An 18,316-nucleotide genomic window follows, 5' to 3' on the forward strand; every position below is an offset into this window, starting at 1 on the left:
GGTATAGAAATGATGAGAAACGGGAACATGATTGACGTGTATCCAATTCGAAGGGGGAAATGAACGTGAAACAAGAAATGCGTGAACTGATTCTCCAGCAAGTGAAAGACGGCAAGTTGACGATCGAGGAAGGCATGACCCAACTCGAACGGCTCGAACGGTTAGAGCCCGAGCGTGTCCAAGCGCTCGAGGCGCAACAAGAGACGGAGAAGGTCGACGCCTACTCGGTCGAGTCGCTGACGACGAAATTGACTTCGGCGGTCGAAGGGCTCGTCACGAAACTGCGGGACAGCGATTTCTCGTTCAGCTCGAACTTCGGGCCGGAAGTGACGTACTCGAAGTCGTTCCCGTTCACCGGGACTGACATCGCGCTCGACTTGTTCAACGCCTCGGCGACGATCGTCTCGTCGGACAACGACGAATGTGAACTCATCGTCACCGGCCGTCCGCTCCGCCAGCAAGATGCGGACAAGGCGCTCGAACAGCTCCAATCGGCCGTGAAACACTCGGTCATCGGGGACCGTCTCGTCGTCTCGCTCCGTGACAAACTCGTCCGGGCGCACGTCGAGCTATACGTCCCGCATCATCATTTCGACCACCTGCACGTCCAGACGCTCAACGGGGAAGTCCGTGCCGACGGGCTCGATGTCGAGAGTGTGCGCGTCCAGACGGCGAACGGTCGCGTCGTGCTCCATGAGGTCCACGCCTCGGAACTCCTCCTCAACACAGGGAACGGCACGGTCGAGGTCGACGGTGTCGAGACCGAGCTCGTCCACGTCCGGACCGGCAACGGTGCGGTCATCGTGAGCGGGAAGTATGACAAAGCCTCGCTCAAGACCGGCAACGGCAACATCCGGGCCGAACTGGCGACGGCACGTCCGGCCAAGTTCGAACTCGCCTCGCTCGCGGGGAACATCCGTCTCGTCTTGCCGCACGGCGCCGAGGTCGAAGGGGAGCTCGAGACGAACTTCGGAGGACTCCACTGCAACTTGGACGAACTCGAGATCGTCCGCGACCGGAAAGACGTCGCCCAGCGACGCCTCGAATTCATCTCGGGCCGTGGCCAGACGCCGCGCATCGAGGTCGAGGCCGGAACGCGTACCGGAACGATCGACCTCGAGCACGGCTCGCAGCATACGCCTTCGACGTTCCTCGAAGAAGACAAGCATGAACCGGTGGACCCGGTGGACCCGGTCAATCCGGGTGACTTGAACAATCCGTTCCATCAGAAGTGATACACGACCCGGAGGCGATGCCCCCGGGTTCTTTTATAGAGGGGGGATGAGATGCGACGATTTGTTTCAGTGTCCGGATGGATGATGATCGCGGTGCTGTTGCTCGTCGGATGTGACGAGGAGCAGCGCGTCGTCAACGGAAATGAGCCGGCTGACGACGAAGCCATCGCCGTCGCTTGGGCGTATGTGACCGCTCGAAACTGGGAAGAACCTGCAATCAATGCGGGAGGAAGTGCTGAGGTACAGCGTGTCACGGTCGATCACGGCTATGAACTGTTAGATGATACGTATTTTGGGAGCGAGGTGCTCGCAGTGTCGTTCGCGTCTGAACCGGACAGTGTCGTTGGTGTCCCGACAATTTCAGTCGAGCCGGAGTCGGACACCGTGGTCGGCTATATGCCGGGTGAATGACAGAATCATCGAAAACCTCGAGTCCAAGTCGGACATCATCAGGATCGCCCTTTCCATGGGTCGGTTACGTCCTGTTTAGTCCGCAACGGGAAAGACGTACAGCGCCGCCCGAAAGCCCGGCCCTCAGGAAAGCGGCGTGCGGCCAAGGTGGCTAAAGGACGATCAAACAAAGGAGCATCATCCCGAGTGGGACGACGCTCCTTTGTTTGACGTTTGTGCCGTGTGGTCACAGGTTCATCTCATACTCCATCTGTTCCCAGTCCATCATCGGTGCGTCGTATAACGTGAACGAGCCGATAATCAACAAGATGAACAGAATCGGTCCGGCGATAAGCAGAATAATCCCGAGGTTGCGCATCTTTTTCGACCGGTTCCAGTAGAAGATGATGGCGACGATCATCGAGATGAGCGAGCCGGACAAGAAGAAGCCGACGATGTTCAAGATGAATAATAACAGGACCGTTTCGTTTTTCGTCGCAGCGTACTCGCGCCACATATCGATGAGCGACTTGATCAAATAGACGAGCGCCGCGATCCCGACGATAAAAATAAAGACGATGGCAATCAAAAATAGTGAGTTCATGCGTTTTTCACCTCCTCATATGGTCTATACCCGTTCTACGAAATGTTGGCCGATTAGTTTCATTTCTTTTTTCTGACACACCACGACTCACTTTCGCTGACACCAAGTATAGAGAGCTATGATACAATAATGAGCGTGAAAGGGGCAGATACTCATGCAAAATATCGTACGCACGGCTCAACTTGTTGAGCGCTTCAAACTTCAAGTCATTTCCGGTGAAGAAGGACTCCACCGTCCTGTCGTCACACCAGACCTCAGTCGTCCAGGACTCGTCCTCGCCGGCTACTATACCCACTATGCGAAAAATCGCCTGCAAGTGCTCGGCAAGACGGAGCTCACGTTCTACGCGAGCCTGTCTGAAGAGAGCCGGCGCGAGCGGGCGAAGATCTTGTGCACGGAATCGACACCGGGCATTCTCATCACGCGCGGCTTCGATATCCCGAAAGAGATTCAAGAACAGGCCGAGGCGGCGAACGTGCCGCTCATGCAGACGAACGCGGTGACGACGTCCATCGAGTCACAAATCACGAACTTCCTCGAGATGGAGCTCGCACCGATGACGGCGATGCATGGCGTGCTCGTCGACATTTACGGCGTCGGTGTCTTGATTAAAGGCCAGAGCGGTGTCGGGAAATCCGAGACGGCGCTCGAGCTCGTCAAGCGCGGCCATCGTCTCGTCGCCGATGACTCGGTCGAGATTCGCCAGACGGGCGACCAACTGCTCGTCGGGTCGGCACCGAAACTCATCCGGCACTTGCTCGAGATTCGCGGAATCGGCATCATCGATGTCATGACGCTCTTCGGAGCCGGGGCCGTTCGCTCGCACAAGAAGATAAGTCTCATCGTCAACCTCGAGAACTGGGATGCGGGGAAAGTATATGACCGTGTCGGGCTCGACCATAACACGATGAAGATTATCGACAGCGAAGTACCGCTCCTCACGATCCCGGTCCGTCCGGGACGTAACTTGGCCGTCATCGTCGAAGTCGCGGCGATGAATTATCGCCTGCAAAACATGGGCATCAATACCGCGGAAGAGTTCGCCGAACGTCTCGCGAACGCGATCCACGATAACGAAGGGGAGATGGAATGATGGTAGAGCCGACGTTTGATCGTGTAGCGTTTGAAATCGGGTCGCTCCCGATTTACTGGTACGGGATGATTATCGCCTTCGGGGCGATGCTCGGACTTGTACTCGCCTTGTTCGAAGCGAAACGGATCAACTATGATTCGGAACGACTCGTCGACGTCGTCATCTGGTCGATCCCAATCAGTATCGTCTTCGCCCGTGTGTATTACGTCGTCTTCCAGTGGGACTACTATAGCCAAAACCTCGGGCAAATCATCGACATCCGGCAAGGCGGGATTGCCATCCACGGTGCGATTTTCGGGGCGCTCCTCGTCGTCGTGATCTACAGCATGCGCAAGTCGACGTCGTTCTGGAAAGTGACCGACATTCTCGCGCCGTCGCTCCTGCTCGGACAAGCGGTCGGGCGTTGGGGCAACTTCATGAACCAAGAAGCGCACGGCGATGAGACGACGCGTAGCTTCCTCGAAGAGACGCTCCGTCTCCCGGACTGGATCGTCAACCAGATGTTCATCGACGGCGTGTATTACTTGCCGACGTTCTTGTTCGAGAGCGTCTGGAACATCCTCGGTGTCATTCTGCTCGTCGTCTGGCGCGTGGTCGGCAATCCGCCGCGTGGCTACATCTTCTTGTCGTACCTCGTCTGGTACTCGGTCGGCCGCTTCTATATCGAAGGGCTCCGGACGGACAGCCTCATGGCAGGCGACTTGCGGACGGCCCAAATCGTCTCGATTTTGATGATCGTCTTCGGTATCGTCATGATGGTCGTGCGCCGCAAAGCGAAACGGTATGATGACCCTTCAGAGAAAGGACTGTTTGATTGATGGATACGTTACTGTTTGATTTGGACGGGACGTTGCTCGACACGAACCCGCTCATCCTCGCGAGCTTCCGGCACACGCTCGGCTACTACTTCCCGGACGAGACGTATCGGGATGAAGACTTGTACCCGTTCATCGGCCCGACGCTCGAGAAGTCGTTCCGTGAGCTGAACGAGCCGGAATGGAAAGAGATGCAGGCGTTTTACCGGAGCTTCAACATCGCGATGCACGATGCCCTCGTCGCCGAGTACCCGGGCGTCATCGAAGGACTCTATCGCCTGCACGCGAAGGGCTATAAGATGGGTGTCGTCACGTCGAAAGGACGTCCGGTCGTCGAGCAAGGCTTGCGCCTGTTCAACATCGACCATTTGTTCGACGTCGTCATCACGGCCGACGACGTCGAAAACGAGAAGCCGCACCCTGAACCGGTCGAACGTGCCCTCCGCGCGCTCGACGCCGCGCCGGAACGCGCCGTCATGGTCGGGGACAACGACACGGACATCTTCAGCGGCAAGAACGCCGGGACGAAGACGGTCGCCGTCGGCTGGGCGCTGAAGGGCCGCGCCTTCCTCGAGTCGCTCGAGCCGGACGTCATCATCGAGTCGATGGAGCATTTCGAGGCGTGGCTCGACGAGGTCACGGTCCATGCGTAAGACGGAACGGTTCCGTCTCGCCGGGCCGAACCCGCTCTGGCAGATGTATCGGACGATTCGGTTCGTCCGCGTGTTCAAGAACACGGCCGTCGTCATGGTCGGCCGCTTCTTCCCGTCGGTGAAGGCGAAGCGTTGGTTATATCGGACGTTTCTCGGCATGCGGATCGGGGAGTATAGCGCCCTCGCCCTCATGGTGACGCCGGACGTCATGTTCCCGGAGCGGATCTCGATTGGACGGAACACCGTCATCGGATTCAACACGACGATTCTCTGTCACGAGTACCTCGTCGATGAGTATCGAATCGGCGACGTCTCGATTGGGGACGAGGTGTTGATTGGGGCGAACGTGACCATCCTTCCAGGTGTCACGATCGGCGACCGGGCCGTCGTCGGTGCCGGTGCCGTCGTCCATCGGGACGTCTTGCCGGGCGAGCGCGTCGTCGGGGCGAAGCTCCAAACGGTCGACACGAAATAGACACAATTTAGCACGAAATCAATTTCTTGCGGTGACGAACGTCACGACTTGAAAATACTTGAGCGGTATCACTTTTTCACGAAGCGATACCGTTTTTTTGTGTCTTCAAGCGACTCGGGGCGGCTAACAAGTTTTTGCCGAAAAGCAATTATGAGACCCTATAAAATATATTCATTATAGAAGGAATATAGTCCCGATTTTTTTTAAGTTTTACAGTTGCCCTCGCCGTTTGAGTGCGGTATTCTTAACCCTGCAACTAAAAAACGATTTAGCATTTGATGTGGGGGATTTAGAATATGGAAGCGAACTATGAAGCTCTAATGACGCTACCCGAACCAGAATCTCCGCTCGCTGCGGAGCTCCACTACTATAGAGGTCGTCGCGCGTTACGAGAAGGTCGCCTAGATGAAGCGACTTTTTTCATGGCTGAAGCTACGGCTGCCGCCACGCATCGCGTCGATTACCATAAACAGTACGCTGAACTGTTATTTGAAGTAGGAGAGGTCTACCACGCCAACGACGTGTGGAAACGGGTGCTACAACTCGATGATACGGCGACAGAGGCCCTTTACCACCTCGCGAGCAACTGTGCCTACATCTCACAATATGAAGAAGCGGCCACGTACGCGAGCCGCTACCTCGAACAAGAGGCGAACGGTCCTTACGCGGAATCGGTCCAGTCGCTCCTCGAACTGATTGAGCTCGAGCAAGAGCTTGAAGACGAAGAGGAAGACGAGTTGATCACGTGGCATACGGAGGCACAGCGTCAAATCGACAAAGGCCGCTTGTTTGCCGCCAAGTCGACGCTCGAGCGGTTGATTGACCGCTATCCGACGTTCTGGCCGGGCTATAACAATTTGGCGGTCGTCCATTTCTATCTTGGGAACGACGAGACGGCGTTCGAGACGCTCGGGTACGTGCTCGATGAGAATCCGGGCAACTTGCATGCGATTTTGAACACGATCTTGTTGCTCCATGAAGCCGGACAGTCCGAGGCGGCGCTCCAACTATCAGCCCCGCTGACGCGCGTCCGTCCGCTTCAATTCGAAGTGCGCTATAAACTCGCGACGACGCTCGCGCTCGTCGGGCATTACGATCACGCCTACGAAGAACTCCGGCTCTTGAAAGAGCGGGGCTTCCGTGGGGATTCACTGTTTGGGCATTGGCTCAGCGTCTCCGCCTACAAGACCGGACGTCTTGAAGAGGCGGCGACCTATTTGAACGGTGAGCAAGCGAAGCAAATCGAGGACAAACAGTCGTTCGATATTCGCGACAACCTCGAGTTCCGCTCGGCGCTCGTCCAAGGCTTGCGTCAAGAAGACGATTTGGCGCGGATCGAGATTATCCGCATCATCGCCAAACTTGAAGACGACGAGGCGTTTGAGGCGCTCGCGCTGACGAGCACGGTCACCGATGACGAGACGGTCATCGCTTTCGCGAAGAAGTGCCAAGCTGTCATCTGTGCCGTCCCGTTTAAAGGTGACGCACGTATCGAGCGTGCATACGAAGCGCTCGTCTTGGCTGAACGGCACGTCTCGGAAGCCGAGCAGATGAGCCTCGAAGGCGACTTCTACGAACGATTCGCGCGCCTGTTGCTCGGACAGCACACGTTTGACGACGTCACGGCATCGGCCGCTGCGCTCGTCTGGATGTTTTATGCGAAACGGGACGCGCTCGTTCTCGCGGACTGTGCCGACGTGTTCGGGGTCGACGTCTCGACGCTCACGGACACGATCCGTTCGTTCAAAGCGACACTCGAACGAGCATAAAGATAGACGATACCTCCCGAGGTTTCATATACTGAAGGCAATCAATTTCATGCAGAGGTGGTATCTTTATGACAGAAGAAAAAATCTATGACGTCATCATCATCGGGGCCGGCCCGGCCGGAATGACGGCGGCGCTCTACGCATCGCGCGCCAATTTGTCGACGCTCATGATCGAGCGCGGCATCCCAGGTGGCCAGATGGCAAACACAGAAGATATCGAGAACTATCCAGGGTACGACAGCATCCTCGGTCCGGACTTGTCACAAAAGATGTTCGACCACTCGAAAGCGTTCGGCGCGGAATACGCGTACGGTGACGTACAGCGCATCTCGGACGAAAACGAATACAAAATCGTCCACGCCCATAACCGTGACTATAAAGCACGCGCGATCATTCTCGCTTCAGGCGCGCAATATAAAAAGATTGGCGTCCCGGGCGAAGAAGAGCTCGGCGGTCGCGGCGTCTCGTACTGCGCGGTCTGTGACGGCGCGTTCTTCAAAGGCAAGAACTTGTTCGTCATCGGTGGCGGCGACTCTGCCGTCGAAGAAGGCGTGTTCTTGACTCGTTTCGCCGACAAGGTGACGATCGTTCACCGTCGCGACGAGTTGCGCGCCCAGAAGATTCTTCAGAAGCGGGCGTTCGACAACCCGAAAATCGACTTCATCTGGAACCACACGCTCCAAGAGATTAAAGAAGTCGACGGCAAAGTCGGCGGCGCACGTCTCGTCAGCACGATTGACGGCACGGAGACGGACTATGACATCGACGGCGTCTTCATCTATATCGGAATGAACCCGATCACCGGGTTCGTCCAAGATCTCGGCATCTTGAACGAACAAGGCTATATCGTCACGAACGAGGCGATGGAGACGAAGATTCCTGGAATCTTCGCTGCCGGCGACGTTCGCGACAAGACGCTCCGCCAAGTCGTAACCGCGACGAACGACGGATCGATTGCCGCGCAAAACGCGCAACACTATATCGAGGGTCTCCTCGAGGCGTTGCACGAACAAAACGCGTGATTCAACGGAGAAGGCATTGCGGGCGACCGCAATCCCTTCTCTTTTTTTCGAGCGTTCGCTATACTAAAGAGTGAAGAGCGCTACACACACGGCTCGGTTGTCAAAATTAAGGGGGCGTCATGGAGATGGAAGACTTTAAAGGATTAGAAGAATTGATCATCATCAGCGGGATGAGCGGGGCCGGGAAATCGGTCGCGATGAATAGTTTCGAGGACCTCGGCTATTTTTGCGTCGATAACTTGCCGCCAGTCTTGTTGCCGCAACTGATCGATGTCATCAGCTCGGTCCGTCCGAAAATCGCCGTCGCCATCGACACGCGGACGCGCGACTTCATCGATAGTCTGTTCATCGTCATCGATGACTTAGAAAAGAAGAACGTCCATCCGCACTTACTTTATCTTGAGACACGGGACGACGTGCTCGTCCGCCGCTATAAAGAGACGCGCCGGTCACATCCGCTCGCACCGGAAGACGCGCCGCTCGTCGGCATCAAGATGGAACGCGAGCTGCTCGAAGGGTTCCGCGACCGGGCGCATACGCTCTATGACACGAGCGATTTGAAGCCACAGATGCTCAAGGACCGGATCTTGCTCCAGTTCAACGAGGAGCGCATCCCGTTCACGGTCAACTTCATGTCGTTCGGGTTCAAGCACGGTGTGCCGCTCGACATCGACCTGTTGTTCGACGTCCGCTTCATCACGAACCCGTTCTACATCCCGGAGCTCCGTCCGCTCACGGGCCAGACGAGCGAGGTGCAAGACTACGTCATGTCGCACCCCGAGGCGCGGGCGTTCTATAAGAAGCTGATTGACATGCTCGAATTCCTGTTGCCGCAGTACAAGCGGGAAGGAAAGACGCAAGTCGTCGTCGCGTTCGGCTGTACGGGCGGGAAGCACCGCTCGATCACGTTCGCTGAAAAAGTATCGGAACATTTCGCGGAGCGCTATAACGTCAAGACCGTCCATCGCGACTTGGCGCACGCGACGAAGGAGAAATGAGATGAGACGCGATCGGAAAGTTGTCGCCATCGGCGGCGGTACCGGACTATCGACGCTCGTCCGCGGGTTGAAGCATTATCCGCTCGACATCACGGCCATCGTCACGGTCGGGGATGACGGGGGCAGCTCAGGACGGCTCCGCGACGAGTTCCATATGTTGCCTCCGGGCGACATTCGAAACGTCATTCTCGCCTTGTCGGAAGTCGAGCCGCTCATGGACAAGATTTTACAGTATCGGTTTGACAGCGGGTATGGCCTTGAAGGGCACTCGCTTGGAAACCTGATGCTGACAGCGGCGACGCATATTTGTGAAGGCTCGTTCGTCAAGGCGGTCGACGTCTTGTCGCAACTGTTGAACGCACAAGGTCGCGTGCTCCCGGTCACGGAGACGCTCATGACGCTCGCGGCCGAGTTCGAGGACGGGACGATCGTCAAAGGCGAGTCGAAGATCCCGCTCGTCGAGAAACCGATCAAGCGGCTGTTCTTGCTCGAGGACGGCATCAAGCCGGCACCAGGGGTCGTCGAGGCGATCCATGAGGCGGACGTCATCGTGCTCGGGCCGGGCAGTCTCTATACGAGCATCATCCCGAACTTGTTGATTCAAGAAGTGCGCGACGCCATCGTCGAGGCAGGCGTCCCGGTCGTCTACATTTGTAACGTCATGACGCAACCGGGCGAGACGAAAGGGTATGACGCGATGAAGCACTTAAAGGCAATCGAAGTGTATCTCGGCAAATCGTCGATTGATACGATCGTCGTCAATAACGAGCCGATTGAAGAGACGTACCTCGAGCGTTATCTCGAGGACGGCTCCGAGGAGGTCCGCTTCGACCGCAAGAAGCTCCGGAACTACGGGACGAACGTGCTCGCCGGGGACATCGTCGACTATAACCGTGACTACATCCGTCACGACTCGGACGCGATTGCCGGGCTCGTCATGCAGCGCGTCCTCCGTATCAAGAAACCACGCTCGTTCCAAGAGCTTGAACTGAAATAGAACGATTGATCAAGAAAGGAGGGGAATGAGATGAGCTTTGCTTCAGACGTCAAAAAAGAATTGACCCAACTGACCGTCACCGATGCCGAGGCGAAAGCGGAACTGTCCGCCCTCGTCCGGATGAACGGTGTCATCTCGCTCGCCCTCGGGCGCGGGATGACGCTCGACGTCTCGACGGAGAACGCGGCCATCGCCCGACGGATTTATTCCCTGATGAAACGACTGTACGACCACCACCTCGATTTGTTCGTCCGTAAGAAAATGCGGCTGAAGAAGAACAACGTCTACATCGTCCGCGTCTCCCAGCACGCCGAGACGATGTTGAAGGACCTCGAGATTCTCGGTGAGCATTACGAGATGATTCGGACACTCAACTCGGACATGACACGTGACGAGAATTTGGCCCGTGCCTACTTGCGCGGCGCCTTCCTCGCCGGTGGCTCAATCAACCATCCGAAGACGTCGTCGTATCACCTCGAGGTATACAGCTTGTACGAGAACCATAACCAGGCGCTCCGAGACCTCGCCAACCGGTTCGGCTTGAACGCGAAGACGCTCGAGCGGAAAAAAGGGCATATCCTCTACATCAAGGAGAGCGAGAAAATCTCTGACTTCTTGAAGCTCGTCGGGGCGACGCGCGGGATGCTCGATTTCGAGGACGCCCGTATCATCAAGGACATGCGCAACTCGGTCAACCGGCTCGTCAACTGTGAGACGGCCAACTTGAACAAGACGGTCGGGGCGGCGCTCCGCCAAGTCGAGAACATTAAGTATCTCGAGCGGACGGTCGGCCTCGAGGTGTTGCCGACGAAGCTCCGCGAGATCGCCGAACTTCGGGTCACGCATCAGGACGTCTCGCTCCAAGAGCTTGGCGAGATGCTCGAGACAGGACCAATCTCGAAGTCCGGCATCAACCACCGACTCCGGAAGATTGACCAGATTGCCGAGAAAGTCCGAATGGGCGAAGAAATCGGCTCCTCGTGAGACCGGTTGCGCCAAAACCATTCTTCCTATATAATTAGCAATTGTGTATAGGATTTTGAAAAGCGAACTAAAGGAGCTTTATGATTATGGCGAATGATAAGAAACGACTTTCGCTCACGATTGACGCAGAACTTGACCGCGTCATCACCGAGCGTGCAAAAGAAATCGGGATTCCAAAAAGTGCACTCGTGACGTTTGCGACGAGCCTTTTCCTCAACCAACTCCGGGCGGAAGAGATGCTCTCAGGCAACACGAACGCAATCTATCAAGTCATCCGTAAGGACTATGAGTTGCTCACAAGTGTCCGCAACTTAGATAACTAAGCGAAAGGCTGACTGCGGTCAGCCTTTTTTTGGTTGCATCCGCCTGTGAAATTTGGAATAGTGGAGATATTGAATCGATAGGAGGTCGATGGAATGGGTCAAATCTTGCTCATCTTGTTGTTACAACTACTATACGTCCCGGTGCTCACGCTCCGGACGATTATGCTCGTTAAAGGGAAGACGGTCATCGCCGGATTGTTCGGGACGCTCGAGACGCTCATCTACATCTTTGCGCTCGGCATCGTGTTCCAAGACTTGACGACGCTCGGCATGGTCGTCTACGCCGTCGGATTCGGACTCGGGATCCTCGTCGGCGGATTCGTCGAGCGGAAGCTTGCGATTGGCTACAACATGATTCAAGTGCACACGCAAGAGTTCCCGGCCGAGCTCATCCAAAAGATGCGCGACAGCGGCTACGGGGTGACCCATTATCAAGGGCAAGGCCGTGACGGCGTCCGCTATCGCCTCGACGTCTTGGCGGCCCGGACGCGCATGAAAGAGTTGCGTCAGCTCGTCGAGCATTACGAGCCGAAAGCGTTCCTCGTCGCGTTCGACCCGATTGACTTCAAAGGCGGCTATATGATGAAAGGGCTCCGTCGCCCGAAATGACGGACGAGACTCACGGAAAGTGGGTCTTTTTTTGTGGGAACGGGAATAAGGAGTCAAAGGAGTGGGACGAATGAGACGAAAAACGATGTGGTTTTGGGTGATCGTGTTGATCCTTGTCGGAGGGATTGTGTACGGGCTGTCTTGGCAGACGTCTTCCGGCGTCAAACCGCCGCTTCCAACCGTGAAGGTCGGATCGGTGACGGCCGAAGTGAAGCAGTCGACGTATTGTTGGGCGAATGGGGACGAGGCCGTCTGTGAAGATCACGCCTTGCCTGAGCCGGACGACTTGCAAATTGTGACGGTCGAACCCGGTGCAACGGTTGACGTCTCGTTCCATGAAGCGCCGGACAATGAGACGTTCCATCAAATCGTGGACGGGGAACTCGTCCCGGCCGAGCGAATCGTCCCATCGGAGCCAGGCGTGTATCTGTTCGAGACCGGCGGGGACTGGGCGAATGGGGATAGTCGCTACGTGTTCGGGGTCGAGGTGACGGAATAAAGAAAATCCCTTCTCAGACGAGAAGGGATTGATGTGTTAACGCGTCATGACCTTGTCGATGAGACCGTAGTCTTTCGCTTGGTCAGCAGACATGAAGTAGTCGCGCTCTGTGTCGCGCTCGATGACTTCAAGCGGCTGGCCTGTGTTGTCGGCCATGATTTGGTTCAACTTCTCACGCATCTTGATGATCCGCTCGGCGTGGATTTTTATGTCCGACGCTTGACCTTGCGTGCCGCCGAGTGGTTGGTGAATCATGATCTCCGCGTTCGGCAATGCGAAGCGTTTCCCTTTTTCACCGGCTTGGAGCAAGAAGGCACCCATCGATGCGGCCATTCCGATACAAATCGTCGACACGTTCGGCTTGATGAAGTTCATCGTGTCATAAATCGCCATTCCGGAAGTGATCGAACCACCCGGGCTGTTGATGTAAAGCGAGATGTCCTTATCTGGGTCCTCGGCTGCAAGGAAGAGAAGCTGCGCGACGATCGAGTTGGCGACGTTGTCGTCAATCGCACTTCCGAGCAAGATGATCCGGTCTTTGAGCAAGCGTGAGTAAATGTCATATGCGCGTTCCCCACGACCTGTTTGTTCGATAACTGTTGGAATTAACATTGAATCTGCCTCCTTTATGTAGGTTGTAAACATATCATACCGTTATAGTCAATGTTGGTCAAACGATAGTCATCGTTTTTCACCTATTCCACCATTCTTTGGCGATGAAACGAAAAAAGAGGCCAGGCGTGTGCCTGACCTCTTACATATGATACACCCGGAGAGATTCGAACTCCCGACACCTGGCACCGGAAACCAGTGCTCTATCCCCTGAGCTACGGGTGCATGTTCTCTGACACGATTTATTATACATTTGTTTTTTTAAAAAAGCAATCCTGTTTCATGACCTTTTTTTGAAGCGGCGTGGAGTCGCTTCCGCTACAATAGGAGGCGAGGGGAGTGACCGAGATGCAACGGCAAGAGCAGCATCAAGTACAACGACAACAATTGACGCAAGACATGCTACGGCGTCTGCCCGTCCTAGAGGCGGACCGGGCCGCCATCGTGTTCCAACTCGGACGGCTCGCGGCTCGAAGCGGACAGGTCGCCAAAGGGAACGGCATGGTCGAGTGGATTGCCGACGCGGGGGCCGGTTTCGAGGCGCGTCTGTTCGAGCAGATCGAGGAAGGGAGCGGGACGGAAGCGGAGAAGGCGCTCCAACGACAGCTCGTCCTCGCGCTCGACCATCGGGGGCTGTTGCCCGAGACGGATGCGATGCTCGCGGACCAATTCGGTGTCGAGGAGAGCGCCATCGAGTCAGCGCGCCGGGCGCTCTTGTTTCTAGAACCGACGGGCGTCGGAGCGAAAAACGAACACGAATGCCAATATCGACACGCCATCGAACACGACGACCCGCTCGTCTTGGACGTGTTCGAGGCAATGGAGGCGGGCGTCGACGATGTCCCGGGCCGCCTCGGGTTGAGTGCGTCCGAATTCGATCGCGTCACGCGCCTCATCGCGACGTTGCCGAAAGTGCCACTATTATATGAAGAAACCGAACAAATTTTCCCAGAGCTCGAAGTGAGACGGGAGGACGGACAGCTCGTCACGACGTGGTTCACGCCGGCACTCGACATCGAGGCGGACGCAGAGCTGACGTGGTGGCACGACACGCTCGCGATGCGGGCGAAGACGTTGCAGTCGATTTGGGACGTCATCGCGGAACGGCAGGCGGACTGGTTGAACGGGGAGCTCGTATTACACCCGTTGACACGAAAAGAAGTCGCCGCGCGTATCGGTAAACATGAGTCGACGGTCGGGCGGGCGATTCAACAGAAGTTTGTCCGCACCGAGGGCGGCACGATGGCATGGCGTGATTTGTTCGTGCGGGCGACCGTGCGGGGACAGTCGCCGTTCATGATCAAACGCATCATCGCCGAGCTGATTTGTTCCGAGACGGCACCGCTTAGTGATCAGGCGTTGACCGAGGCGCTCGCGAACGAAGGGTATCACGTGACGCGACGGACGGTCGCCAACTATCGGGAAGCGCTCGGTTTCGGCAACTCGCGGGAACGGGAGCGGCAACTATGGAAAGGAGAGAGTTGAATGAAGCTGACACTTTATCGGCGTGACAACTGTTCGTTATGCGAGGAGGCGCTCGTCATGCTCGAATGGTTGCGAGAGGACTATCCGTTCGAGCTCGAGCAAATCGACATCACGACGGACGAGGCGCTCGAGGCCAAGTACTTGTTCGAGATTCCGGTCGTCATATATGAAGGGCACGTCATTAGTCAAGGGCGATATGATGACAGCAAAGTTGAAGATTTTGTTAAGTATACGCTTACATCGAAAAAAAACGTTTAGAGGGGTTGCAAGACGGAAAAGTGATTGATAAGATGGACTCGTAGCGGTGGGACGTAAAAATAAAAGTGGGACAAAAAATGTCCACACTTAAAGTCGAGGGGGAATGAGGTATGATCCAGCAACTGATTCATGTTCAGAAGCAAATCGTCCCAGACCTGCTCGACACGCTCCGACATCGTTACGACATCTTACATTATGTCCGATTGATGCAGCCGATTGGCCGCAGGACATTGGCCACGAGCCTCGGGCTAACGGAACGAATCTTAAGGCGGGAGGTCGACTTCTTGAAAGACCAAGGTCTACTCGCAGTCGCCACTCAGGGTATTTCCCTTACGGAATCGGGCCGAAACGTTCTTCGAGACTTGCATGAGGTCATGGGAGAAATCCTAGGTATCTCAGAAGTCGCGCGAGAACTCGAGCAAAAGCTAGGCGTTCGCCAAGTCGTCATCGTACCGGGAGACTCGGACGAGACGTTCTGGGTCCAGCGAGATATCGGACGGGCCGCCGTCACGCAGTTAAAAGCGCGACTGGCACCGGACGACAATATCATCGCGGTCACAGGCGGCACGACGATGGCATCTGTCGCGGCGATGATGTCGCCCGATAAGAAAGAACGGCCGATGCATTTCGTACCAGCGCGCGGCGGACTCGGCGAGACGCTTGAACTTCAGGCGAACACCGTCTGTTCAAGGATGGCGGACCGGGCCAACGCAGACTATCATTTGCTCCACATTCCAGACGAAGTGTCGCAAGAGACGTTCGAGCGGATGGTGGAGGAACCTAGCATAAAAAATGTGCTGGAAATGATTAGAGCGGCGCGAATAGTGGTACATGGAATTGGTGAGGCCGAAACGATGGCGAAACGCCGTCGCGCCACACCGGAGCATTTGCGGATGATCGAACGGCATGAAGCCGTCGCCGAAGCGTTTGGCTATTATTTCAACGCGGAAGGTGAAATCGTGCATCGGGTCAAGACGGTCGGCATTCAATTAGAAGAGCTCGACAACATGGACACCGTCATCGCGGTCGCTGGAGGGAAATCGAAGGCGCAGGCGATTGCCGCATATGCGAAACATACGCCGAACATCATTCTCGTCACGGACGAAGGTGCGGCAACAGAATTATTAACGTGTTATTAAAGAGTTGACCCCCGTTGGCTCTTCAATAAATAGCTTCTACCCTAAGGAGGAAATTAACATGGCAGTAAAAGTTGGTATTAACGGATTTGGACGTATCGGTCGTTTGGCATTCCGCGAGATCATCAAAAACGAAGGAATCGAAGTTGTTGCAATCAACGACTTGACTGACACGAAGATGCTTGCTCACCTTCTCAAGTACGACACGACGCAAGGTCGTTTCGACGGAGACGTTGAAGTACACGACGATCACTTCCTCGTAAACGGCGAGAAAGTTCTTACACTTGCAAACCGCAACCCAGAAGAACTCCCATGGGGCGAGCTCGGTGTTGACATCGTTCTCGAATGTACTGGATTCTTCACAGACAAAGAGAAAGCGGAGCTTCACTTGAAAGCTGGCGCGAAAAAAGTTGTCATCTCGGCACCAGCTACAGGTGACATGAAGACTGTTGTTTACAACACGAACCACGAAATCCTCGACGGTACAGAGACAGTTATCTCTGGTGCTTCATGTACGACAAACTGCTTGGCGCCAATGGCGAAAGTTCTCCAAGATCAGTTCGGAATCGTTGAAGGTCTCATGACGACGATCCACGCTTACACAGGCGACCAAAACACGCTTGACGCGCCACACCCGAAAGGTGACTTCCGTCGTGCGCGTGCGGCAGCAGCAAACATCGTACCGAACACGACTGGTGCGGCGAAGGCAATCGGCCTCGTTATCCCAGAACTTCAAGGTAAACTTGACGGTGCGGCACAACGTGTACCAGTTGCGACAGGTTCACTCACAGAGCTCGTAACAGTTCTTGAGAAAACTGTATCGGTTGACGAAATCAACGCAGCGATGAAAGCAGCAGCAAACGAGTCTTACGGTTACACGGAAGACGAAATCGTTTCTTCTGACATCGTCGGCATCACGTACGGTTCACTCTTCGACGCGACACAAACGAAAGTCATGACAGTTGGCGACAAGCAACTCGTTAAGACAGTTGCATGGTACGACAACGAAATGTCTTACACTGCACAATTGGTTCGCACACTCAAGCACTTCGCTGAAATCGCGAAGTAAGTTCGTGAACTAAATAGAATCAAATAGGAGCGGAAACAAGAGATTGTTCTCCGCTCTATTTATGAAATTGAAATGCACGACACATGGAGGCGAAGGTTATGAACAAAAAGTCTATTCGTGACATCGATGTAAAAGGGAAACGCGTCTTCTGCCGCGTTGACTTCAACGTTCCACTCAAAGATGGCGTCATCCAAGACGAGACGCGCATCCAAGCGGCTCTTCCGACGATCAAGCACTTGATCGACGGCGGCGCGAAAGTCATCTTGGCGAGCCACCTCGGCCGTCCAAAAGGCGAGAAGAACCCTGAGTTCTCACTCGCACCGGTCGCGGCACGTCTCGGGGAACTCCTCGGCAAAGACGTACCACTCGTCGAAGAGGCATATGGCCCGGTCGCGGAAGAAGCGGTCGCAAAACTTTCTGAAGGCGACGTCGTCGTGCTTGAGAACGTTCGTTTCTACCCAGGTGAAACGAAAAACGATCCAGAACTCGCAAAAGGCTTCGCATCACTTGCTGACGTCTTCGTCAACGACGCGTTCGGTGCGGCTCACCGTGCCCACGCTTCGACGGAAGGCATCGCGCAAAACGTCGACACGGCAGTCGCCGGTCTTTTGATGGAAAAAGAACTTGAAGTGCTCGGCAAGGCGCTCTCGAATCCAGATCGTCCGTTCACGGCGATTATCGGCGGATCGAAAGTTGCTGACAAGATCGGGGTCATCGACCACCTTCTTGACATCGTTGACACACTCATCATCGGTGGCGGTCTCTCGTACACGTTCTCGAAAGCACTCGGGCACGAAGTCGGAACGTCACTCCTTGAAGAAGACAAGCTCGACCTCGCACGTCAATTCATGAAAAAAGCAGAAGACAAAGGCGTGAAGTTCTTGATGCCGGTCGACTGTGTCATTGCGAAAGAATTCGGCGAAGAGACATACGTCGGACCAGTCGATATCGACTCGATCCCTGCGGATCACATGGGTCTTGATATCGGACCGAAGACAGTCGAACTTTACGCGGAAGCGATTCGCGAATCGAAACTTGTCGTTTGGAACGGACCGATGGGCGTATTCGAACTCGATAAGTACGCTAACGGAACGAAAGGTGTCGCTCAAGCACTCGCAGACAGCGACGCATACTCAATCATCGGTGGTGGTGACTCAGCCGCGGCAGCAGCCAAGTTTGGCCTTGCTGACCAAATGAGCCACATCTCGACTGGTGGCGGCGCGTCACTCGAATTCATGGAAGGCAAGAAACTTCCAGGCGTCGAGGCGCTTAACGACAAGTAAAATAGAG

At 55.4% G+C, this 18,316-nt stretch carries 21 protein-coding genes and 1 tRNA gene; 19 read left to right on the top strand and 3 right to left on the bottom strand.

The genetic code is table 11. The features are described 5' to 3' along the window. The first annotated feature begins 59 nt into the window (after positions 1 to 59). Positions 60 to 1,235, top strand: coding sequence for a DUF4097 family beta strand repeat-containing protein (locus KNP76_RS02085; RefSeq protein WP_251137297.1), 1,176 nt, complete (start codon positions 60 to 62; stop codon positions 1,233 to 1,235). Between the two features lie 51 nt (positions 1,236 to 1,286). Next, the gene (locus tag KNP76_RS02090) at positions 1,287 to 1,646 is read left to right on the top strand and encodes a hypothetical protein (RefSeq protein WP_214842396.1); all 360 of its coding nucleotides are present in this window, start codon (positions 1,287 to 1,289) and stop codon (positions 1,644 to 1,646) included. 226 nt (positions 1,647 to 1,872) lie between these two features. Here the strand turns inward: KNP76_RS02090 and KNP76_RS02095 are convergent, their stop codons facing one another. Further along, complete coding sequence (locus tag KNP76_RS02095; RefSeq protein ID WP_214842398.1) at positions 1,873 to 2,229, bottom strand: hypothetical protein; 357 nt, start codon at positions 2,227 to 2,229, stop codon at positions 1,873 to 1,875. Between the two features lie 154 nt (positions 2,230 to 2,383). On the opposite strand from KNP76_RS02095, the gene hprK reads away from it, so the two are divergent. The 12 genes from hprK to KNP76_RS02155 all read left to right on the top strand — a co-directional run bounded on the left by hprK (position 2,384) and on the right by KNP76_RS02155 (position 12,466). Then, positions 2,384 to 3,322: an HPr(Ser) kinase/phosphatase gene (hprK, locus tag KNP76_RS02100; RefSeq protein WP_214842400.1), complete on the top strand. Its 939-nt coding sequence runs from the start codon at positions 2,384 to 2,386 to the stop codon at positions 3,320 to 3,322. Then, complete coding sequence (lgt, locus tag KNP76_RS02105; RefSeq protein WP_211780758.1) at positions 3,319 to 4,140, top strand: prolipoprotein diacylglyceryl transferase; 822 nt, start codon at positions 3,319 to 3,321, stop codon at positions 4,138 to 4,140. Before hprK ends, lgt begins: the two co-directional genes overlap by 4 nt. Beyond that, the gene (ppaX, locus tag KNP76_RS02110) at positions 4,140 to 4,790 is read left to right on the top strand and encodes a pyrophosphatase PpaX (protein WP_211780759.1); all 651 of its coding nucleotides are present in this window, start codon (positions 4,140 to 4,142) and stop codon (positions 4,788 to 4,790) included. The genes lgt and ppaX overlap by 1 nt, the downstream gene beginning before the upstream one ends. Continuing rightward, entirely contained in the window at positions 4,783 to 5,265 is a 483-nt protein-coding gene (locus KNP76_RS02115) for an acyltransferase (protein ID WP_034806821.1), read from the top strand. The genes ppaX and KNP76_RS02115 overlap by 8 nt, the downstream gene beginning before the upstream one ends. A 422-nt stretch (positions 5,266 to 5,687) precedes the next feature. After that, on the top strand, positions 5,688 to 7,034 hold the full coding sequence (locus KNP76_RS02120) for a tetratricopeptide repeat protein (RefSeq protein WP_051690299.1): 1,347 nt from the start codon (positions 5,688 to 5,690) through the stop codon (positions 7,032 to 7,034). A 68-nt stretch (positions 7,035 to 7,102) separates the two neighbouring features. Beyond that, positions 7,103 to 8,056, top strand: a complete 954-nt coding sequence (trxB, locus tag KNP76_RS02125) for a thioredoxin-disulfide reductase (protein WP_034806817.1) — start codon at positions 7,103 to 7,105, stop codon at positions 8,054 to 8,056. Positions 8,057 to 8,181: 125 nt separating this feature from the next. Beyond that, positions 8,182 to 9,054: an RNase adapter RapZ gene (rapZ, locus tag KNP76_RS02130; protein ID WP_034806816.1), complete on the top strand. Its 873-nt coding sequence runs from the start codon at positions 8,182 to 8,184 to the stop codon at positions 9,052 to 9,054. 1 nt (position 9,055) lies between these two features. Then, positions 9,056 to 10,051 carry a gluconeogenesis factor YvcK family protein gene (locus KNP76_RS02135; protein WP_034816034.1) on the top strand — a complete coding sequence of 332 codons (996 nt, stop codon included), beginning with the start codon at positions 9,056 to 9,058 and terminating at the stop codon, positions 10,049 to 10,051. Positions 10,052 to 10,081: 30 nt separating this feature from the next. After that, positions 10,082 to 11,035, top strand: coding sequence for a DNA-binding protein WhiA (gene whiA / locus KNP76_RS02140; RefSeq protein WP_214842402.1), 954 nt, complete (start codon positions 10,082 to 10,084; stop codon positions 11,033 to 11,035). Positions 11,036 to 11,121: 86 nt separating this feature from the next. Next, positions 11,122 to 11,358, top strand: a complete 237-nt coding sequence (locus tag KNP76_RS02145) for a hypothetical protein (RefSeq protein WP_024370426.1) — start codon at positions 11,122 to 11,124, stop codon at positions 11,356 to 11,358. A 93-nt stretch (positions 11,359 to 11,451) separates the two neighbouring features. Further along, entirely contained in the window at positions 11,452 to 11,967 is a 516-nt protein-coding gene (locus KNP76_RS02150; RefSeq protein ID WP_034806813.1) for a DUF2179 domain-containing protein, read from the top strand. Positions 11,968 to 12,037: 70 nt separating this feature from the next. Then, positions 12,038 to 12,466, top strand: a complete 429-nt coding sequence (locus tag KNP76_RS02155) for a hypothetical protein (RefSeq protein ID WP_251137298.1) — start codon at positions 12,038 to 12,040, stop codon at positions 12,464 to 12,466. A gap of 36 nt (positions 12,467 to 12,502) precedes the next feature. Here the strand turns inward: KNP76_RS02155 and clpP are convergent, their stop codons facing one another. Continuing rightward, positions 12,503 to 13,078 carry an ATP-dependent Clp endopeptidase proteolytic subunit ClpP gene (clpP, locus tag KNP76_RS02160; protein WP_024370422.1) on the bottom strand — a complete coding sequence of 192 codons (576 nt, stop codon included), beginning with the start codon at positions 13,076 to 13,078 and terminating at the stop codon, positions 12,503 to 12,505. Between the two features lie 152 nt (positions 13,079 to 13,230). Next, positions 13,231 to 13,303 (bottom strand) — tRNA-Arg (locus KNP76_RS02165). 123 nt (positions 13,304 to 13,426) lie between these two features. On the opposite strand from KNP76_RS02165, the gene KNP76_RS02170 reads away from it, so the two are divergent. From KNP76_RS02170 to KNP76_RS02190, 5 genes are all read left to right on the top strand, one after another. Continuing rightward, positions 13,427 to 14,563 carry an RNA polymerase factor sigma-54 gene (locus tag KNP76_RS02170; protein ID WP_214842545.1) on the top strand — a complete coding sequence of 379 codons (1,137 nt, stop codon included), beginning with the start codon at positions 13,427 to 13,429 and terminating at the stop codon, positions 14,561 to 14,563. Further along, on the top strand, positions 14,564 to 14,821 hold the full coding sequence (locus tag KNP76_RS02175) for a glutaredoxin family protein (RefSeq protein ID WP_034806809.1): 258 nt from the start codon (positions 14,564 to 14,566) through the stop codon (positions 14,819 to 14,821). 110 nt (positions 14,822 to 14,931) lie between these two features. Continuing rightward, positions 14,932 to 15,960: a sugar-binding transcriptional regulator gene (locus KNP76_RS02180; protein ID WP_081825840.1), complete on the top strand. Its 1,029-nt coding sequence runs from the start codon at positions 14,932 to 14,934 to the stop codon at positions 15,958 to 15,960. Positions 15,961 to 16,018: 58 nt separating this feature from the next. Next, positions 16,019 to 17,026, top strand: coding sequence for a type I glyceraldehyde-3-phosphate dehydrogenase (gap, locus tag KNP76_RS02185; protein ID WP_034806807.1), 1,008 nt, complete (start codon positions 16,019 to 16,021; stop codon positions 17,024 to 17,026). A gap of 98 nt (positions 17,027 to 17,124) precedes the next feature. Then, positions 17,125 to 18,309, top strand: a complete 1,185-nt coding sequence (locus KNP76_RS02190) for a phosphoglycerate kinase (protein WP_214842405.1) — start codon at positions 17,125 to 17,127, stop codon at positions 18,307 to 18,309. Positions 18,310 to 18,316: the final 7 nt, after the last annotated feature.

Source organism: Exiguobacterium sp. s150, from assembly GCF_018618435.1.
Taxonomy (GTDB): domain Bacteria; phylum Bacillota; class Bacilli; order Exiguobacteriales; family Exiguobacteriaceae; genus Exiguobacterium; species Exiguobacterium alkaliphilum.